This is a genomic window from Streptomyces sp. NPDC056169, assembly GCF_042268445.1.
Taxonomy (GTDB): domain Bacteria; phylum Actinomycetota; class Actinomycetes; order Streptomycetales; family Streptomycetaceae; genus Streptomyces.
In genome coordinates this window covers 17,850-35,459 of sequence record NZ_JBHJUO010000013.1, presented here as the reverse complement: position 1 = coordinate 35,459, position 17,610 = coordinate 17,850, and the positions used below count along the sequence as shown (strand labels likewise).

The 17,610-nt window shown below is 73.9% G+C and carries 13 protein-coding genes; 4 read left to right on the top strand and 9 right to left on the bottom strand.

The annotated features are described in order from the left end of the window. The first annotated feature begins 18 nt into the window (after window positions 1-18). Window positions 19-2,598, top strand: coding sequence for an aminopeptidase N (gene pepN / locus ACFC0G_RS22235; RefSeq protein ID WP_376405830.1), 2,580 nt, complete (start codon window positions 19-21; stop codon window positions 2,596-2,598). A 73-nt stretch (window positions 2,599-2,671) separates the two neighbouring features. Here pepN and ACFC0G_RS22230 read toward each other — a convergent pair whose 3' ends face one another. From ACFC0G_RS22230 to ACFC0G_RS22210, 5 genes are all read right to left on the bottom strand, one after another. Beyond that, window positions 2,672-4,414, bottom strand: coding sequence for an FG-GAP-like repeat-containing protein (locus tag ACFC0G_RS22230; RefSeq protein WP_376405828.1), 1,743 nt, complete (start codon window positions 4,412-4,414; stop codon window positions 2,672-2,674). Between the two features lie 182 nt (window positions 4,415-4,596). Then, window positions 4,597-5,739 (bottom strand): allantoicase, encoded by a 1,143-nt coding sequence (alc, locus tag ACFC0G_RS22225; RefSeq protein ID WP_376405826.1) that lies wholly within the window; start codon window positions 5,737-5,739, stop codon window positions 4,597-4,599. A gap of 58 nt (window positions 5,740-5,797) precedes the next feature. Continuing rightward, window positions 5,798-6,724, bottom strand: a complete 927-nt coding sequence (locus ACFC0G_RS22220; RefSeq protein ID WP_376405824.1) for a LysR family transcriptional regulator — start codon at window positions 6,722-6,724, stop codon at window positions 5,798-5,800. A gap of 10 nt (window positions 6,725-6,734) precedes the next feature. After that, window positions 6,735-7,772, bottom strand: a complete 1,038-nt coding sequence (locus ACFC0G_RS22215) for a DMT family transporter (protein ID WP_376405822.1) — start codon at window positions 7,770-7,772, stop codon at window positions 6,735-6,737. 5 nt (window positions 7,773-7,777) lie between these two features. Next, a complete protein-coding gene (locus tag ACFC0G_RS22210) occupies window positions 7,778-8,728 on the bottom strand; it encodes an EamA family transporter (RefSeq protein WP_376405820.1) in 951 nt (316 codons plus the stop codon). 131 nt (window positions 8,729-8,859) lie between these two features. On the opposite strand from ACFC0G_RS22210, the gene ACFC0G_RS22205 reads away from it, so the two are divergent. Continuing rightward, window positions 8,860-9,366: a MarR family winged helix-turn-helix transcriptional regulator gene (locus tag ACFC0G_RS22205; RefSeq protein WP_376405818.1), complete on the top strand. Its 507-nt coding sequence runs from the start codon at window positions 8,860-8,862 to the stop codon at window positions 9,364-9,366. A gap of 85 nt (window positions 9,367-9,451) precedes the next feature. Here ACFC0G_RS22205 and ACFC0G_RS22200 read toward each other — a convergent pair whose 3' ends face one another. From ACFC0G_RS22200 to ACFC0G_RS22190, 3 genes are all read right to left on the bottom strand, one after another. Continuing rightward, window positions 9,452-9,679, bottom strand: coding sequence for a hypothetical protein (locus ACFC0G_RS22200; protein ID WP_376405816.1), 228 nt, complete (start codon window positions 9,677-9,679; stop codon window positions 9,452-9,454). A 114-nt stretch (window positions 9,680-9,793) separates the two neighbouring features. Next, window positions 9,794-11,899, bottom strand: coding sequence for a 4-alpha-glucanotransferase (gene malQ / locus ACFC0G_RS22195; protein WP_376405814.1), 2,106 nt, complete (start codon window positions 11,897-11,899; stop codon window positions 9,794-9,796). A 1-nt stretch (window position 11,900) separates the two neighbouring features. Further along, window positions 11,901-12,161, bottom strand: coding sequence for a hypothetical protein (locus tag ACFC0G_RS22190; RefSeq protein ID WP_376405812.1), 261 nt, complete (start codon window positions 12,159-12,161; stop codon window positions 11,901-11,903). 236 nt (window positions 12,162-12,397) lie between these two features. Between ACFC0G_RS22190 and ACFC0G_RS22185 the strand changes: the two genes are divergently transcribed. Beyond that, window positions 12,398-15,589, top strand: coding sequence for a beta-N-acetylglucosaminidase domain-containing protein (locus ACFC0G_RS22185; protein ID WP_376405810.1), 3,192 nt, complete (start codon window positions 12,398-12,400; stop codon window positions 15,587-15,589). A 52-nt stretch (window positions 15,590-15,641) separates the two neighbouring features. Here ACFC0G_RS22185 and ACFC0G_RS22180 read toward each other — a convergent pair whose 3' ends face one another. After that, window positions 15,642-16,205: an HNH endonuclease gene (locus ACFC0G_RS22180; RefSeq protein WP_376405808.1), complete on the bottom strand. Its 564-nt coding sequence runs from the start codon at window positions 16,203-16,205 to the stop codon at window positions 15,642-15,644. Between the two features lie 254 nt (window positions 16,206-16,459). Between ACFC0G_RS22180 and ACFC0G_RS22175 the strand changes: the two genes are divergently transcribed. After that, a complete protein-coding gene (locus ACFC0G_RS22175; RefSeq protein WP_376405806.1) occupies window positions 16,460-17,521 on the top strand; it encodes a mechanosensitive ion channel family protein in 1,062 nt (353 codons plus the stop codon). The last annotated feature ends 89 nt before the right edge of the window (window positions 17,522-17,610 follow it).

Below are 17,610 nucleotides of genomic sequence, written 5' to 3'. Positions count from 1 at the left end.
AACCGAGGAGTTGACCGGGTGCCTGGCACAAACCTGACCCGTGAAGAGGCCAAGCAGCGGGCGGCGCTGCTGACCGTGGACGCGTACGAGGTCGAACTCGACCTCACCGGTGCGCAGGAGGGCGGCACCTACCGGTCCGTCACCACCGTCCACTTCGATTCCGCCGAGGACGGCGCCGAGACCTTCATCGACCTCGTCGCCCCCGCCGTCCACGAGGTCGTGCTCAACGGACACGCGCTGGAGGTCGGCGCCGTCTTCCGGGACTCCCGGATCGCCCTGCGCCACCTGTCGGCCGGCCGCAACGAGCTCAAGGTCGTCGCCGACTGCGCGTACACCAACACCGGTGAGGGCCTGCACCGCTTCGTCGACCCGGTCGACGACCAGGCCTATCTGTACACCCAGTTCGAGGTGCCGGACGCGCGTCGCGTCTTCGCCTCGTTCGAGCAGCCCGACCTCAAGGCGACCTTCCAGTTCACCGTGAAGGCGCCGACGGGCTGGACGGTGATCTCCAACTCGCCGACGCCGGAGACGCCGAAGGACGACATCTGGGTCTTCGAGCCCACCCCCCGCATCTCCACGTACATCACGGCGCTGATCGTCGGCCCGTACCACTCGGTGCACTCCTCGTACGAGAAGGACGGGCAGAGCGTCCCGCTCGGCATCTACTGCCGTCCGTCGCTCGCCGAGTTCCTCGACGCCGACCACATCTTCGACGTCACGCGCCAGGGCTTCGACTGGTTCCAGGAGAAGTTCGCGTACGACTACCCGTTCGCGAAGTACGACCAGCTCTTCGTGCCGGAGTTCAACGCGGGCGCGATGGAGAACGCGGGCGCGGTGACCATCCGCGACCAGTACGTCTTCCGCTCGAAGGTGACGGACGCGGCGTACGAGCGCCGTGCCGAGACGATCCTGCACGAGCTCGCCCACATGTGGTTCGGCGACCTCGTGACCATGGAGTGGTGGAACGACCTCTGGCTGAACGAGTCGTTCGCCACGTACACCTCGGTCGCCTGCCAGGCCTCCGTGGCGGGCACCCGCTGGCCCAACGCCTGGACGACCTTCGCCAACGCGGAGAAGACCTGGGCCTACCGCCAGGACCAGCTCCCGTCGACCCACCCGATCATGGCGGAGATCAACGACCTGGAGGACGTGCTCGTCAACTTCGACGGGATCACGTACGCCAAGGGCGCGAGCGTCCTGAAGCAGCTCGTCGCCTACGTCGGCCAGGACGAGTTCTTCAAGGGCGTGCAGGCCTACTTCCAGGCGCACGCCTTCGGGAACACGCGCCTCTCCGACCTGCTCGGCGCGCTGGAGGAGACCTCCGGCCGTGACCTCAAGACCTGGTCGAAGGCGTGGCTGGAGACGGCCGGCATCAACATCCTGCGCCCGGAGATCGAGACCGACGAGAACGGCGCCATCACCGCCTTCGCCGTCAAGCAGGAGGCCCCGGCGCTGCCCGCAGGCGCCAAGGGCCAGGCCGTCCTGCGTCCGCACCGGATCGCCATCGGCTTCTACGACCTCGACGCGAGCGGCAAGCTGGTCCGCACCGAGCGTCTGGAGCTCGACATCGAGGCGGCCGGGCTGACCGCCGTGCCGCAGCTGGTGGGCAAGGTCCGCCCCGCGGTCGTCCTCCTCAACGACGACGACCTGTCGTACGCGAAGGTCCGCCTCGACGAGGTGTCCCTCACCAACGTCACCGCGCACCTCGGCGACTTCGCCGACTCGCTGCCGCGCGCCCTGTGCTGGGCCTCCGCCTGGGACATGACCCGCGACGGCGAGCTGGCCACCCGCGACTACCTGGAGCTCGTGCTCTCGGGTGTCGCCAAGGAGTCCGACATCGGCGTGGTCCAGTCGCTCCAGGGCCAGGTCAAGGCCGCCCTCGAGCTGTACGCGGCGCCGGCGTGGCGGGCCGAGGGCCTGGCGCGCTGGGGCGCCTTCGCCCAGGAGCAGCTGCGCGCCGCCGAGGGCGGCAGCGACCACCAGCTGGCGTGGGCGCGGGCCTTCGCGGCGACCGCCCGTACGGACGCCGAGCTCGACGTGCTCGCGGGGCTGCTCGACGGCTCCGTGGTGATCGAGGGCCTGGCCGTCGACACCGAGCTGCGCTGGGCGTTCGTGCAGCGGCTCGCGGCCACCGGCCGCTTCGACGAGGCGGAGATCGCCGCCGAGCTGGAGCGCGACCGTACGGCGGCGGGCGAGCGGCACGCGGCGACCGCGCGCGCGGCGCGTCCGACGGAGGCCGCGAAGGCCGAGGCGTGGGCGTCGGTCGTCGAGGACGACAAGCTGGCCAACGCCGTGCAGGAGTCGGTCATCGCCGGCTTCGTCCAGTCCGACCAGCGCGAGCTGCTCGCCCCGTACACGGCGAAGTACTTCGCGTCGATCAAGGGCGTCTCGGAGACCCGCAGCCACGAGATGATCCAGCAGATCGTGGTGGGCCTCTACCCGACGCTCCAGGTGTCGCAGGCGACGCTGGACGCGACGGACGCCTGGATCGCGGAGCACGACCCGGCCCCGGCGCTGCGGCGTCTGGTGACGGAGTGCCGCGCGGGTGTCGAGCGTGCGCTGAAGGCGCAGGCGGCGGACGCGGCGGCGGCCGTCTGACGGCGGTGGTGAGGTGAGGAAGGGCCCCCGGACCGATGTCGGTCCGGGGGCCCTTCCTCTGTGCTCGGTGGGCTCAGCCCAGGGAGTCGATCCACTGCCAGCCACCGGTGCCGATGGTCACGGCCGGGCCGAAGCCGGTGGGCGTGCCCGGCAGGAACTCCAGGTTCTCGGCGGTGCCCGCGGTGCGGGTGGACCACAGGTCGGGGGCGCCGTCGCCGTTCGCGTCGCCGGCCGACAGCAGGAGGCGGCGGTCGGCGACGGCCGCCGGGGCGCCGTCGAGGGTGGTCGGGTCGGTGCCGAGGTGCTGGGTTCCCTGGCTGCGGTACTGCTTGACGGCCCCGGTCGCGCGGTCCCGGGCCCACACGTCGGCCTTCTTGTCACCGTCGGTGTCGCCGGGCGTCAGCACGTCGTACCCGGCCCACTCCTTGTCCCCGATCGAGAGGGCGGCCCTGGGGGCGAAGGCGGGCTGTCCCGCCGTGGGCGCGCCACCCCGGTGCAGCCACAGGCCGGTGACGCTGCGGGCGAGGACGTCGGGCAGGCCGTCGCCGTCGATGTCGCCCGCCGCGAGCGTGGTGATCCCGGTCCAGCCGGTGGGCCGGCCGCCCATGGCGAGGCGCGGGCCGAGATCGCCGCTGCCGGTGTTGGGGTAGACCCACAGGTCGGCGCCGATGCGGGCGAGTACGTCGGGACGGCCGTCGCCGGTCCAGTCGCCGCGGTGGCTGACGACGGCGCCGGCCCAGCCGCCGGTGCCGATGAGCCGCGGCGTGCCGAAGGTGCCCTGGCCCGTGCCGGGGTAGAGCCGCAGATTGCCGTCGTCCTTGACCGCGAGGAGGTCGGGACGGCCGTCGCCGGTCAGATCGGTGTCGACGCCGGAGCCGGGACGGGTCTCCGGGTGGGCGGCGGCGCGGAGCAGCTTGTGGTCGGAGAGGGGCTTCGTTCCGGGCGACTCGGGTGTGAACGCGTCGGCCCGCACGGTGTGGAAGTCGCGGGCGCTGAGGAAGACGTGGTCGAACTTCTTGCCGCTCGCGACGGTGGGTTCGCCGGAGTGGCAGGAGCCGGCGCCGCTCGTGGCGCACTCCTCGGTGAAGAAGTCCCGGTCGTTCTCGTCGGCTTCGGCGAAGGGGCCGGTGCCGGGCGTGCCCTGGCGTATCGGGTTCAGAGCGGGGTCGTACCCCGGCTCCGTGCCCGCGTTGAGGTCGGTGCCCAGGATCACCGGGACTCCGGCGGCCCAGGTGTCGATGCGTGCCATCACCTGCGAGGAGCCGTTGTCCGGCTCGATGTACTGGGCGAGGTGGGTGTTGCACACCAGGGTGGTGCGCCCGTCGACGGGGCCCCGGGCGCAGAGGACCGAGCGCGGTGACTGGCCGGCCGGGACCGTGAGGCCCGCCGCGTACCGCTCCACGGCGGGAGCCTTGACGAAGATGCCGAGGCCCAACCGGTTGTCGGTGGACCACTTGTCGCAGCCCGAGTACGTCCTGGCGGACGTCCACACGGCGCTGTAGCCGGGGAGGGCGTCGCGCAGGGCGGCCCACTGGCCGAAGCACAGCTCCTGGAGCATGAGGGCGTCCGTGTCCCAGGCCAGGGTCTGGTCGCGGAGTTCGGCGGTCCAGGTGGGCAGGTCGAGGTCGCTCTGGCACTCCTCCCACCCGCCGCAGACGTTGTACGTGATCGTGCGCACCGGCGGCGCGGTGGCCGGGTCGACGACGTCCTCGGCGAAGGCCGGGGCGGTGAGTCCGGAGAGCAGTGCCGCCGCGAGGGCGAGCGCGGCCGCGAGCCGGGCCGCGCCCCTGCTCGCTGTCGATCGGAATCGTTTCATGGGTCCCCCAGGTGCTCGACGGTCGCGCACAGCCGGATGATCTTCGCAGGCGTGCGGAGCGACGACGAAGGGGCACCCTCCCCCACGGAGGTGCCCCTTCGCCGCGTCTGGAATCCGCCCGGCGGGCGGGCGTCGGCGCGCGGCCGCGCCGCCGGGCGGAAGCTCTGGAGGGGACCCGCGGGTCAGCCGCCGAGTGCCGCGTACCGGGCGCGCAGGTCGGCCGCGCCCTGCTCCGTCAGCGTGCCGTGGAGCCGCATCCGGGCGACGCCGCCGTCGGGGAAGGCGTCGAGGCGGACGTGGGTGACGACGGCCTGCGCCGGGAGCTTGAAGCGGTGCAGGGTGTCGGGCTGGAGGCGGGTCCGGGGGATGATCTCGAACCACTCGCCCGTCTCGCCGTTGCGGCCCTGGAGGGCGATCCAGCCGGCCGAGTTGCCCTTGAGGTAGGCGGTGTCGATCTCGACGGCGCGGACGGCGCCCTGGGCGGCGAGCCGGAAGCGGACCCAGTCGTTGGTGCCGCGGACCCGGCGGCGGCGGTTCTCCCAGCCGTCGTCCATCTTGCGGGAGGTGCCGGGCAGGATGATCTGGGTCGGCGAGGAGTAGAACTTGTCCGAGGCGTCCTCGTACGAGCCTCCGTTGAGTACGGAGATCAGGTCGAGGGTGCCGAGGAGGTCCAGCCACTCGGGGTCGGGCACGACCTCGCCGTGGACGCGGAGGCGGGCGATGCCGCCGTCGGGGTGCTGGCAGAGGCGCAGGTGGGTGTAGCGGCGCTCGGCGTCGATCGTGAAGCCGTTGGCGGCGTGGCCGCGCACGGGGGTCGGCGGGACGAGCTCCTCCCACTTCGCGTCGGCGAGCTCGGCGGGGCTCGGGGTGCCCTCGACGGCGGTGGCCTGGATCGAGACCTTCTGCGGGTAGTTGCCGCGGAAGTGGGCGGTGTCGACGACGATGCCGCGGATCACGCCGGGGGCGCCGAGGCGGACGATCGCCCAGTCGTGGTCCTCGGGGGCGGGGAAGACGTGGTCGGCGTCGGCGCCGCGGCGGCGGCGGGTCTCCCAGCCGTCCATGATCTTGCCCTTGTGGCCGAAGTGCTCCGGGTCGAAGACGGCCCGCTCGCGGACGAGGAGGTTCTCGCGCTCGGCGAAGAACTCGTCGTTGGCGGCCACGACCCCGGCGCCGAGACGGCGGTCGGCGAGGTCGACGAGCTCGGTGAAGGGGAAGTCACCGGAGCGGTAGTCGGCGTACGGGTCGCCGCCGGAGTACGGGGCGGCGTCGTTGGCGTGCGGGTCCGTGGTCTCGGCGTTCGCGTCGTTCGCGTCGAAGCTGCTCATGACCCGACTCTCCCGCGCCCGTTCTCCACGGTCCATCGAATGTTTTCGATGGTGTCGTTCAGTTCTGCTGAACGGTTTCGCGGGCCGCGGCGGCCTGCCGGAGCGCGGCGAGCACCCGGGCCGTCGCCGGGCCGTCCTCCGCGCCGCGCCGTACCGCCGCGACGACGTGGCGGCGCGGCTGGTCGGCGGAGAGGACGCGCATGACGACCCCGGAGCCGCTCCTGCGGTCGGCGGACGCCATCCGGGGCACGAGCGCGATCCCCATCCCGGCCTCGACCATGGCGAGGATCGTGGTCCAGCCGGAGGCGCTGTGGGCCTGTTCGGGGACGAAGCCGGCGGCCTCGCAGGCGGCGGTGGTGATCTCGGACCAGGGGCCGGAGCCGCCGAAGATCCACGGCTCGGCGGCGAGGTCGGCGAGGCGGAGGCCGGGCGCGTCGGCGAGCGGGTGCCCGGCGGGCAGGGCGACGTCGAGGGGGTCGGCGAGGAGCGGCACCCGGCTGAACTTGGGGTCGCGCACCGAGGGAGCGTGGGCGGCGAGCGAGAGCGCCAGGTCGACCTCGCCCGCGGTCAGCAGCTCGTACGCCTCCGCCGCCTCGGCCTCCCGGACGCGGAGGTCGAGCCCGGGGTGGGCGGTGCGCAGCTGCCGGACGGCGGGGACGACGAGCGCGGGCACGGCCGTCGAGAAGGCCGCCACCCGCAGTTGCCCCGCCTCGCCCCGCAGGTACCCGTCGAGTTCGGCGTCGGCGCGCTCCAGCTGGGCGAAGACCACTTCCGCGTGCCGCAGCACCAGATGGGCGGCGTCGGTGAGCCGGACCCGGCGGCCCTGGGCCTCCAGGAGCCGCACCCCGAGCTGTTTGGCGAGGTTGGTGAGCTGCTGCGACACGGCCGAGGGGGTCATGAGCAGGGCCTCGGCGGTCGCGGTGACGGTGCCGCGGTCACGGAGGGTGCGGAGGATCTGGAGCTTCTTGATGTCCCACTCGGTCATGGGGCGCAACCTATCCGGCCTTTCGCGCCCCGGTGGCGGAGGCCAGCGCCACGCCGCCGAGGATGAGCGCCATGCAGGCGGCCCCGAGGGCGCCGAGGCGTTCGCCGAGGAGCGCGTACGACAGGAGGGCGACGCAGACGGGCTGGAGGTAGTAGACGACGCCCGCGCGGGCCGCGCCGATGAGGGCGATGGCCTTGTTCCAGGCGAAGAAGGCGACGGCGGAGGAGAAGACTCCGACGTACAGCAGGGGGCCGACGGTCGCGACGCCGACGGTGAACCCGCCCTGGACGGCGAGGGACACGGCGTACGCGGGGGCGAGCATCAGGGCGCCGAGCAGGAAGGTGGTGAAGAGGAAGGCGAGTCCGTCGATCTCGGCGGGCTTGCGCTTGAGCAGGGCGCTGTACGTGGCGAAGGACAGGGCCGCGGCGAACATCCACAGGTCGCCGGCGGCGAGGTCGACGGCGAGCGAGCCCTTTCCGACGAGCAGGAGCACGCCGAGGGCGGCGGCCAGCATGCCGAGGACGCGGCGGGCGCCGAGGCGTTCGCCGCCGAGCCGGGCGTAGACCGCCATGATCACCGGCGAGGCGGCCATGATCATGCCCATGTTGGAGGCGGAGGTGGTCAGTCCGGCCTGGTGCACGAGGGTGTTGTAGAGGGCGACGCCGAACAGGGAGGCGAGGGCGACGAAGCCGAGGTGACGGCGGATCGTCCGCCACTGGCGCAGGAACGGGCGGGCGGCGAAGGGGGCGACGGCGATCAGCGCGATGATCCAGCGCCAGAAGACGGCCTGGACGGGCGGGACGGTGTCGGCCATGTCGCGGGTGGCGACGAAGCTGCCGGACCAGACGACGGTGGCGAGCAGGGCGAGGAGCACGCCGAGGCCGGCGCCCCGCGCGAGCTTCCTCGCGGGCGCCGGCCTCTCGGTGGCTGCGGTGGTGGTGACTGGGGCGGGGCTGTCGGGGGCGGTGGTGGCGGCTGGGGCGGGAGTGTCGGGGGCGGTGGTGGCGGCTGGGGTGGTGGTCGGGTGGCGGGCTGCGATCAGGGTCATGCCGCTTACCGTCGCACCCCCGAAACCTCCAGGTCCATCGAAACTTCCTGACCGTTCTTTTCAGCTGAGCTGAACGATTCGGTCTTCTTCCCGCCCTTCGGGGTACGGGGCCCCATCTGCCCGGCCAGGGTCGCGCCGAAGGCGATGACCATGCCGACCACCTGCACCGGGCCGAGCGCCTGACCGAGCGCCGCCCAGCCGATGATCGCCGCGGTGATCGGCGAGAGGGGCCCGAGGAGGGTGGCCGAGGAGGCGCTGAGCCGCTCGATGCCGCGGAACCAGAGGAAGTAGGAGATCGCGGTGTTGCCGAAGGCGAGGTAGGCGTAGCCGGCCAGGTTGGTGCCGGTCAGGGCCGGCGGGGCGCCCTCGATCAGGAAGGCGATCGGCAGGATGATCAGGCCGCCCGCGGTGAGCTGCCAGCCGGTGAGCGCGAGGGCGCCGACGCCCTCGGGGCGGCCCCAGCGCTTGGTGAAGACGACGCCCGCCGACATCGAGAGGGAGGAGAGCAGTCCGGCGATCACGCCGACGAGGTCGAGCGCGGCCCCGGCCTTGAGGACCACGAGGCTGACGCCGAAGGCGGCGGCGACGGCGGTGATCAGCGTCTTCGGCGTGGGCCTGTCGCCCAGGAAGAGCGCGGCGAGGCCGACGACGAAGAGCGGGCCGACGGAGCCGACGACGGCGGCGACGCCGCCCGGGAGTCGGTAGGCCGCGAGGAAGAGGAGCGGGAAGAAGGCGCCGATGTTGAGGGCTCCGAGGACGGCGGACTTCCACCACCAGGCGCCCTGCGGGAGCTTGCGGGTGAGCGCCAGGAGCAGGAGTCCGGCGGGCAGGGCGCGCATCAGGCCGGTGAAGAGGGGCCGGTCGGGCGGCAGGAACTCGGTGGTGACGAAGTAGGTGGAGCCCCAGGAGATCGGGGCGAGGGCGGTCAGGGCGACGACGGCGGCCTTGCGGGACATGACGGTTTCCCCCTTGCTGCGGACCTTGCTGCGGAGCCGGACTGGCTTGGCGGTAATTAACTTACCACTAAGCTACTTACTTGCAAGCGGCTTAGTTGCCGTCAAGGAGGAGAGAAGGGAACACTGGATCCATGGACACGCAGAGCCCCGCCCACGACGCCGTCGACGCCATCACCGACCAGTGGGCGGCCGTCCGCCCCGACCTGGACACCGTGCCGATGGCCGTCTTCGGGCGGATCTACCGGCTGGCCAACGCCATGCGCGGCAGGGTGGACAAGGCGTACGCGCCCTACGGCATGGCGCTCGGGGAGTTCGACGTGCTCGCGACCCTGCGCCGGTCCGGGGAGCCGTACACGCTCTCACCGCGCGAGCTGACCGCCACGCTGATGATCACCACCGGCGGGATGACCGGCCGGCTGGACAAGCTGGAGAAGGCCGGGCTGCTCACCCGCAGCCCCGACCCGCACGACCGGCGCGGGCTGCGGGTGACGCTCACCGAGCACGGCAAGGAGCTGGTGGACCAGGCCGTCGGGGCCGGGCTCGGACAGCAGCGGGCGGCCCTCGAAGCGGCGCTCACCGAGGAGGAGTCGGAGCAGCTGGCCGGACTGCTCCGGAGGCTGCTCGCGGCCACCGTGTGAGGCGCGGGCCGGGCCCGGACGCACGCGAGGGCGCCGCACGGTACGTCGGTACCGTGCGGCGCCCTCGGAGAGACGGAGTGGCGGGTCAGGCCTTCTTGGACTTGTCGAGCACCATCACCAGGCCGCAGATGACCAGGAACAGCACCAGCGGGGTGACCACGAACAGGCCGAGGGTCTCGACGACCTCCAGCTTGGGGGCCGGGTCGTCACCGTCGTCGCGGGTCAGCGCGAGCGCGGGGGACGACATGAGCAGCATCATCAGCGTCGTACCGGCCGCGACGGCGCCGGCGCGCAGGGCGTTCTTCTTGTCCACGGTGCAAACGTAGCGAACACCTAAACGGACCGCGCGCCCGGGGGTACCGTACGGGCGTTCCCGGGGTCCGTGCGGGCGTCACCGCGCCTTCCTCCCGGGGTCCCGTACGGGGCGTCACCGAGCCCTCTCCCCCGGGTCCGTACGGGCGATCGCGGGCCCTCTTCCCCGCTCCGTACGGGCGTGCAGTTCGCGGAACAGCGCGTGGGCGCGGGGCGAGGCCGTGAGGCGCTCCAGGGTGAGCGGCTGGCCGTCCGGACCCGCGACCGGCAGCCGCCAGTTGGGGTACTCGTCCCAGGTGCCCGGCAGGTTCTGCGGCCGGCGGTCGCCCACCGCGTCCGGCAGCCACACCCCCACCATCCGGGCCGGGGTGCTCAGCAGGAACCGGTGGACGGCCAGGATCTCGGCCTCCTCGGCCCCCGGCCCCTCCGGGAGCAGCCCGAGCCGCTGGAACAGGCCCAGCCATTCGCCGGTCTCGGCCGCGTCCGCCGCCCGGTCGCGCTCCGGGTCGCCGTCGACGAGCCCGAGCCGGTGCCGCAGGGCGACGTGGTCGCCGGAGAGCCGGGCGGCCGTCGGGGGCAGGTCGTGGGTGGTGGCGGTGGCCACGCACTCCGCGCGCCACTCCGCCGCCGGGACCGGACGGCCGGTGCCCGCCCAGTCCCGCTCGAACCAGAGCACGGAGGTCCCGAACACCCCGCGCCGGGACAGCTCCTCGCGTACGCCCGGCTCGACCGTGCCGAGGTCCTCGCCGATGACGAGGGCCCCCGCGCGGTGCGCCTCCAGGGCGAGGACGGCGAGCATCGCCTCGGCGTCGTACCGGACGTACGTCCCCCCGGTGGGCTCGCTGCCCTCCGGCACCCACCAGAGCCGGAACAGGCCCATCACGTGGTCGATGCGCAGGGCGCCCGCGTGGCGCAGGAGTTCCCGGAGGAGGCCGCGGTACGGGGCGTAGCCCGCGGCGGCGAGGGCGTCGGGCCGCCAGGGCGGCAGGCCCCAGTCCTGGCCGCGGGCGTTGAAGGCGTCCGGCGGGGCGCCGACCGACATGCCGGCCGCGAAGGCCTCCTGCTGGGCCCAGGCGTCCGAGCCCTCCGGGTGGACGCCGACGGCCAGGTCGTGGACGATCCCGACCTCCATCCCGGCCGCGCGGGCCGCCTCGGCGGCCTCGGCCAGCTGCCGGTCCGTCAGCCAGGCCAGCCGGCAGTGGAAGTCGACCCGGGCGGCGAGGGCGGGGTCGGCGCGCACGGCGCGCTCCGCCGCACGCGGCTCGCGCAGCTCCTCGGGCCAGCCGCGCCAGTGGGGCCCGTGCCGCTCGGCGAGGGCCTGGTAGGTGGCGTGGTCCTCCAGGGCGCGGCCCCGCTCGGCGAGGAAGTCGTGGTAGTCGGCGCGCCGCCCGGGCCCGAGCTCCACGCTCCCGACCACGAGCTCCAGGGCCCGCCGCTTGACGTCCCACACCGCGTCACGGTCGATCAGGGCGCCCTTGCCGAGGACCCGTTCACGCAGTTCGGCCGCCTCGGCGAGGATCCGGTCCAGCTCCTCGCGGCGGCCGGGGTCCACGTACGCGTACTCGGGCACGGACTCGATCCGCAGATGGACCGGATCCGGGAAGCGGCGCGAGGAGGGGCGGTACGGGGAGGGGTCGCTCGGCGCCCCGGGCACGCCCGCGTGCAGCGGGTTGACCTGGACGAACCCGGCGCCGTACGTCCGGCCCGCCCAGGTGGCGAGCTCCCGCAGGTCCCCGAGGTCGCCCATGCCCCAGGAACGGCCGGAGAGCAGCGAGTAGAGCTGGACGAGCAGCCCGTACGTACGCCGCTCGGGCCCGGGCACGCTCGCGGGGCTCACGATCAGGGTGCCGGTGGCGGCGCGCCCGTCGGGGGCCTGCGCCTCGACCGTGTGGACGCCGAGGGGCAGCCGCTCCCAGTCCCGGCCGGTGAGGACCTCGCCATCCTCGGTGGTGACCCGCAGCCGGGTGCCGGGCGGCAGGTCCTCCGGCGGGCGCACGGGCTCGCCCCGCCGCCGGACCAGGGTGGGGGGCAACAGACGGTCCCGCTCGGCCCGTTCCGCCGCGTCGAGGGCGGCGGCGACCGCCTCCGGCGTGGTCGCGTCCACGCCCAGGGCGCCGAGGACGGCGACCACGGCGGCGTCGGACACGGAGACGGTGACGCCCGCGGAGGGGCTGTACTCGGTGGCGACGCCGTGACGGGCGGCGAGACGGGCCAGGGTCACTTCACACTCCGGGGGACTCCGTGCCGCCCGCGCTGCCGCGGACGGTGGGTTCGCTGGTGAGGGGCGCCGCCTCGGTCAGGGGCGGCTCGCTGGTGAGGGGCGTGGTGTCGGGGAGCGGCGGCTCGCTGGTCAGCGGGGAGCCGGTCGACAGCGAGTCGGTCGGCGGCATGTCGGTCGGCGGCGCGCTGGTGGGCGGCGCGCCGGGACCTGCCGACTGCTCGGGAATGGCTATCCGTCCGAGGTGGCGGGCGGTCGTGGTCACGGGGGTCTCCCGGTTTCGTCTCGACAGGTGGAGCTGGGGGTAACAGATGAAGCCCTACCCACCGCACCTCGTTTTACCGGCGGAAAGTGGCGAAGTGGCGTCATCTCCGTGACGGCTCGCCGGGCAAAGCCGACACATCGGCCACCTGCATTGACACCTCCGTGCGACGGGTGGTGGGCTCGTGACCCACTCGTGACCGACCGGCAGGGACGCCGACCGGGTCGAAGGGAGTTCCCGTGCATCTCGCGCGCAGGAAGCGCACGGCGACGGCGGTCGCCGCCGCCGTCATCGGCGGACTCCTCGGGGGCGCGGCCCCGGGCGCGGTGCACGCGGCCCCCCTCCCTCCCTCGGCCGACGCCCCCGCCGCGTCCCCGAAAGCCCCCGCACCCGCGCCGAAGGCCCCCGCACCGACCGCGCCCTCCGCGACCGGTGGTGCCACCGGCGGCGCCACCACGACCCGGACTCCCGCCGTCTGGCCCCGGCCGCAGTCGCTGACCGGTCGCGGGCCCTCCGTACGCCTCGGGGCCGAGGTCACGCTGCTCGCGGACGCCGACGCCGATCCGTACGCCCTCACCGCCCTGCGGGAGCTGCTCACGGCCGCCGGGGTGCGGACCGTCCACACCGGCCTCCCCGGCCGGGGCCCGGTCCTCCGGGTCGCGGGGCCCTCCGGCGAGGCCGCGGAGGAGGCGATGGGCGCCCTGCGCGTGCCCGAGCGGCTCGATCTGCCGCGCGGCGGCTACCGGCTCGCGACGGGCCGCTTCCAGGGGCGGGACACCGTCGTCCTGGACGGCGTCGGCGAGGACGGCCTCTTCCACGCCGTCCAGACGCTGCGTCAGCTCCTCGGCGCCGGCGGGGAGCTCCCCGGGGTCGTCGTGCGCGACTGGCCGGGCACGGCCGAGCGGGGCCTCACCGAGGGCTTCTACGGCAGCCCGTGGAGCCTGGAGCAGCGCCTCGCCCAGGTCGACTTCCTCGGCCGCACCAAGCAGAACCGCTATCTGTACGCGCCCGGCGACGACCCGTACCGCCAGGCGCAGTGGCGCGAGCCCTACCCGGCGGCGCAGCAGAAGGAATTCCGCGCGCTCGCCGAGCGGGCCCGGGCCAACCACGTGACGCTCGGCTGGGCCGTGGCGCCCGCCCAGTCCATGTGCCTGGCCTCCGGCGCCGACGTGGCGGCCCTGACGCGGAAGATCGACGCGATGTGGGAGCTCGGGGTGCGCTCCTTCCAGCTCCAGTTCCCGGACGCCGGGTACGGCGAATGGCACTGCTCGAAGGACGCCGACGCCTTCGGGCGGGACGCCGAGGGCGCGGCCGCCGCCCACGCGCGCGTGGCGAACGCCGTCGCCCGTCACCTCGCCGACCGGCACCCGGACGGCGAGCCGCTGACGGTGCTGCCGACGGAGTACTACCAGGACGGTGCGACCGACTACCGCACGGAGCTCGCCGGGGCCCTCGACACGGACGTGCGGGTCGCGTGGACGGGCGTCGGGGTCGTCCCGCGCACGATCACCGGCGGCGAACTGGCCGGGGCCCGCGAGGCGCTGGGCCACCCGCTGGTCACCATGGACAACTACCCGGTCAACGACTACGCGCAGGACCGGCTCTTCCTCGGCCCCTCCACGGGCCGGGACCCGGCCGTGGCCGCCGGTTCCGCCGCCTTCCTCGCCCACGCCATGGAGCAGCCCGCCGCCTCCCGCGTCCCGCTCTTCACCGCCGCCGACTACGCCTGGAACCCGAAGGGCTACCGGCCGCAGGAGTCCTGGCGCGCCGCCGTCGACGACCTCGCAGGACCGGACCCGGCCGCCCGCGAGGCGCTGCGGGCGCTCGCCGGGAACGACGCCTCCTCGATCCTCGACCCGAAGGGCGAATCGGCGTACCTGAAGCCGCTCATGGCCGCCTTCTGGGCCTCCCGTACGAGCACCGGCGCCCGTACGGAGGAGAGCGCGGCGCGCGAACTGCGGGCTGCGTTCACCGTGATGCGCCAGGCCCCCGAGCGGCTCGCCGCGACCGCCGACGGCGCCCTGGACGACGAGACGGGGCCCTGGCTGGAGCAGCTCTCGCGGTACGGCCTGGCGGGCGAGACGGCGGTCGACATGCTGCTCGCCCAGGCGCGCGGCGACGGTGCGGCGGCCTGGCAGGCGCAGCTGCGGCTCGAACCGCTCCGGGAGGCCCTGAAGGCGAGCCGGGTGACGGTCGGTGCGGGGGTCCTCGACCCGTTCCTCACCCGCGCGGTGACGGAGTCGGCGGCCTGGACCGGCGCCGACCGGACCCCGGCGCGGCAGGCCGACCGCGCCCCCGACTCGTACACCGTGCGGCTCGACCGGGCGCGGCCCGTGGAGGCCCTGACGGTGATGACCGCGCGTGCCGGCACAGCCGCGGGCACGAACACGGACCCGGGCACGGACCCGGGCACGGACCCGGATGCACGCACGCGCACGGACGCGCGCGTGGAGGCGTACGTCCCCGGGGAGGGCTGGCGGGTGCTCGGCCCGCTGTCTCCCTCCGGCTGGACGCAGACCGACCTGAAGGGCCTGCGCGCGGAAGCGCTGCGGGTCGTCTGGAGCGGCGACGGACCGGCGCCCGAGGTGCGCTCGCTGGTGCCGTGGTTCGCGGACGGGCCGCGCGCCGGCATCGAACTGGCCCGCACGGAGACGGACGCCGAGATCGGCGGCCCCGCGCGGCGGGTGGACGTCGAGCTGACGGGGCTGCGCGCGGGCGAGGTGCGCGCGCCGATGACGGCGAAGGCCCCGAAGGGGATCGCGGTCCGGCTCCCGAAGCAGGCCGTGGTGGAGCGGGGCGCGCGGACGACCGTCCCCCTGGAGGTGTCGGTGGGCGCGGACGTGCCGGCCGGTTCGTACCGGGTGCCGGTGTCGTTCGCGGGCGAGGAGCGGGTCCTGACCGTGCGGGCCTTCCCGCGCACGGCGGGCCCGGACCTGGCCCGCGCCGCGACCGCCTCCTCCTCGGGCGACGAGACCCCGGACTTCCCCGCCTCCTCGGCGGTGGACGGCGACGCGGCGACCCGCTGGTCCTCCCCGGCGGAGGACGGCGCCTGGTGGCAGCTGGAGCTGGCCGAGCCCGCGCGGATAGGCCGGGTGGTGCTGCACTGGCAGGACGCGTACGCCTCCCGCTACCGCGTCCAGGTCTCGGCCGACGGCCGCGTCTGGCGCACGGCGGCGACCGTCTCGGACGGGCGGGGCGGCCGGGAGTCGGTCCGGATGGACGCGGCGGACACGCGCTTCCTGCGGGTGCAGGGGGAGACCCGGGCGACGCCGTACGGCTACTCGCTCTGGTCGGTGGAGACCTATGCGGTGGCCCCGCAGGACCCGCCGAAGAAGCCGTCGAAGCCGGAGCAACCGCAGGAGCCGACACAGCCGCAGAATCCGGAGAAGCCGGACCAGCCGGAGCAGCCCGCGGGACGGGACACCCCCTGAGGGGTGCCCCGTCCCCCGTACGCGAAAGCCCCGGGTACGCGAAAGGCCCGGTTCAACCCGTCGTCAGCGCCCTCACCGGGGCGTCCGCGACGGAGTCGATCCGGGCCATCACGTCCTCGGCACCGTACGGCTGGAGGTAGGGCAGCCAGCGGGGGTCCCGGTGTCCGGTCCCGATGATCCGCCAGGCCAGACCGGTCGGCGGGGCCGGTTGGTGCCGCAGCCGCCAGCCGATCTCGCGCAGGTGCCGGTCGGCCTTGACGTGGTTGCAGCGGCGGCAGGCCGCCACCACGTTCTCCCAGGCGTGCGTGCCGCCTCTGCTGCGCGGGACGACGTGGTCGACGCTGGTCGCGACACCCCCGCAGTACACGCAGCGCCCGCCGTCGCGGGCGAAGAGGGCCCTGCGGGTCAAGGGAACGGGCCCCCGGTAGGGGACCCGCACGAAGCGCTTCAGTCGCACCACGCTGGGAGCGGGGAGGACTTGGGTCTCGCTGTGCAGGAAGGCGCCGGACTCCTCGAGGCAGAGAGCCTTGTTCTCCAGTACGAGGACGAGTGCGCGACGGAGCGGTACGACGCCGAGCGGCTCGTACGACGCGTTGAGGACCAGGACATGCGGCACGGATGCCTCCAATGGCGCCGGCGGCGCGTGGCTCGCGCCGGGACGAACTGCTCTCAGTCTCTCCTCATGCCTGGTCGGAACGCCACCACGTACCGGAATCGGGGTGACGGGCCCGGGGTGTTCTCGACCACATAGGCATCTCTCCGAGTACTTGCCCAGGTGAGGTCCGTCTCTCCCTCGAACACGGCAACAAGAGCACGTCCGATGCCCCGTTAGTGTGGATGGACTGCGTACGCGATGCCTGGAGGTTCCCCGTGTCCTGGTCCGCCCTAGCGGCTGCCACCGAACCCGAGCCCATTCCGGTGACCCTGGACGAGGCGGCGGAGAGGGCCACGAACGCGGCGAGCTGGGTGGAGGAGAACTGGTCCACCTGGCTGAACACCGGGCTGCGCATCCTGCTGATCCTGGTCGTCGCGCTCCTGCTGCGGATGGCCGTCCGCCGCGCCCTGACGAAGCTGATCGACCGGATGAACCGTTCGGCGCAGGCCGTGGAGGGGACGGCCCTCGGCGGCCTCCTCGTCAACACCGAGCGGCGGCGGCAGCGCTCGGAGGCGATCGGCTCGGTGCTGCGCTCGGTGGCGTCGTTCCTGATCCTGGGCACGGCGGGGCTGATGATCCTCGGCGCCTTCAAGATCGACCTGGCGCCGCTGCTCGCCTCGGCCGGTGTGGCCGGTGTGGCGATCGGCTTCGGCGCGCGGAACCTGGTGACGGACTTCCTGTCCGGCGTCTTCATGATCCTGGAGGACCAGTACGGCGTCGGTGACTCGGTCGACGCGGGCGTGGCCTCCGGCGAGGTCGTCGAGGTGGGCCTGCGGGTCACCAAGCTGCGCGGGGTGGACGGCGAGATCTGGTACGTGCGCAACGGCGAGATCAAGCGGATAGGCAACCTCAGCCAGGGCTGGGCGACGGCGGGCGTGGACGTGACCGTCCGGCCGACGGAGGACCTGGAGCGGGTGCGGTCGGTGATCACCGAGGCGGCGGAGTCCATGGCCAAGGAGGAGCCGTGGAACGAGCGCCTGTGGGGCCCGGTCGAGGTGCTCGGCCTGAACGAGGTGCTGCTCGACTCGATGACCGTGCGGGTCTCGGCGAAGACGATGCCGGGCAAGGCGCTGGGCGTGGAGCGCGAGCTGCGCTGGCGCATCAAGCGGGGCCTCGACGAGGCCGGCATCCGGATCGTGGGCGGAGTTCCGGCCCAGGCCGAGGAGTCCGTGGCCGACCCGACGGCCGGCATGGCGGCCCCTTCGGCCTTCTCCTCGGCGACCTCGCCGCAGTCGGCGGCGGCGACCCCGCTGCCGAAGACGGACCTCACCAAGTAGCGGCGCGCAGGAACGGATCGGGGCGGACGCCCCCGCAGGTAACGCTTCGGTTGCCTTCGGGGGCGTCTGTCGTTCCCGGGTATTGACGC

Coding starts and splice junctions, on each gene's coding strand:
- ACFC0G_RS22230 (WP_376405828.1), bottom strand. CDS start 4,414: ATGAAACGATTCCGATCGACAGCGAGCAGGGGCGCGGCCCGGCTCGCG.
- alc (WP_376405826.1), bottom strand. CDS start 5,739: ATGAGCAGCTTCGACGCGAACGACGCGAACGCCGAGACCACGGACCCG.
- ACFC0G_RS22220 (WP_376405824.1), bottom strand. CDS start 6,724: ATGACCGAGTGGGACATCAAGAAGCTCCAGATCCTCCGCACCCTCCGT.
- ACFC0G_RS22215 (WP_376405822.1), bottom strand. CDS start 7,772: ATGACCCTGATCGCAGCCCGCCACCCGACCACCACCCCAGCCGCCACC.
- ACFC0G_RS22210 (WP_376405820.1), bottom strand. CDS start 8,728: ATGTCCCGCAAGGCCGCCGTCGTCGCCCTGACCGCCCTCGCCCCGATC.
- ACFC0G_RS22205 (WP_376405818.1), top strand. CDS start 8,860: ATGGACACGCAGAGCCCCGCCCACGACGCCGTCGACGCCATCACCGAC.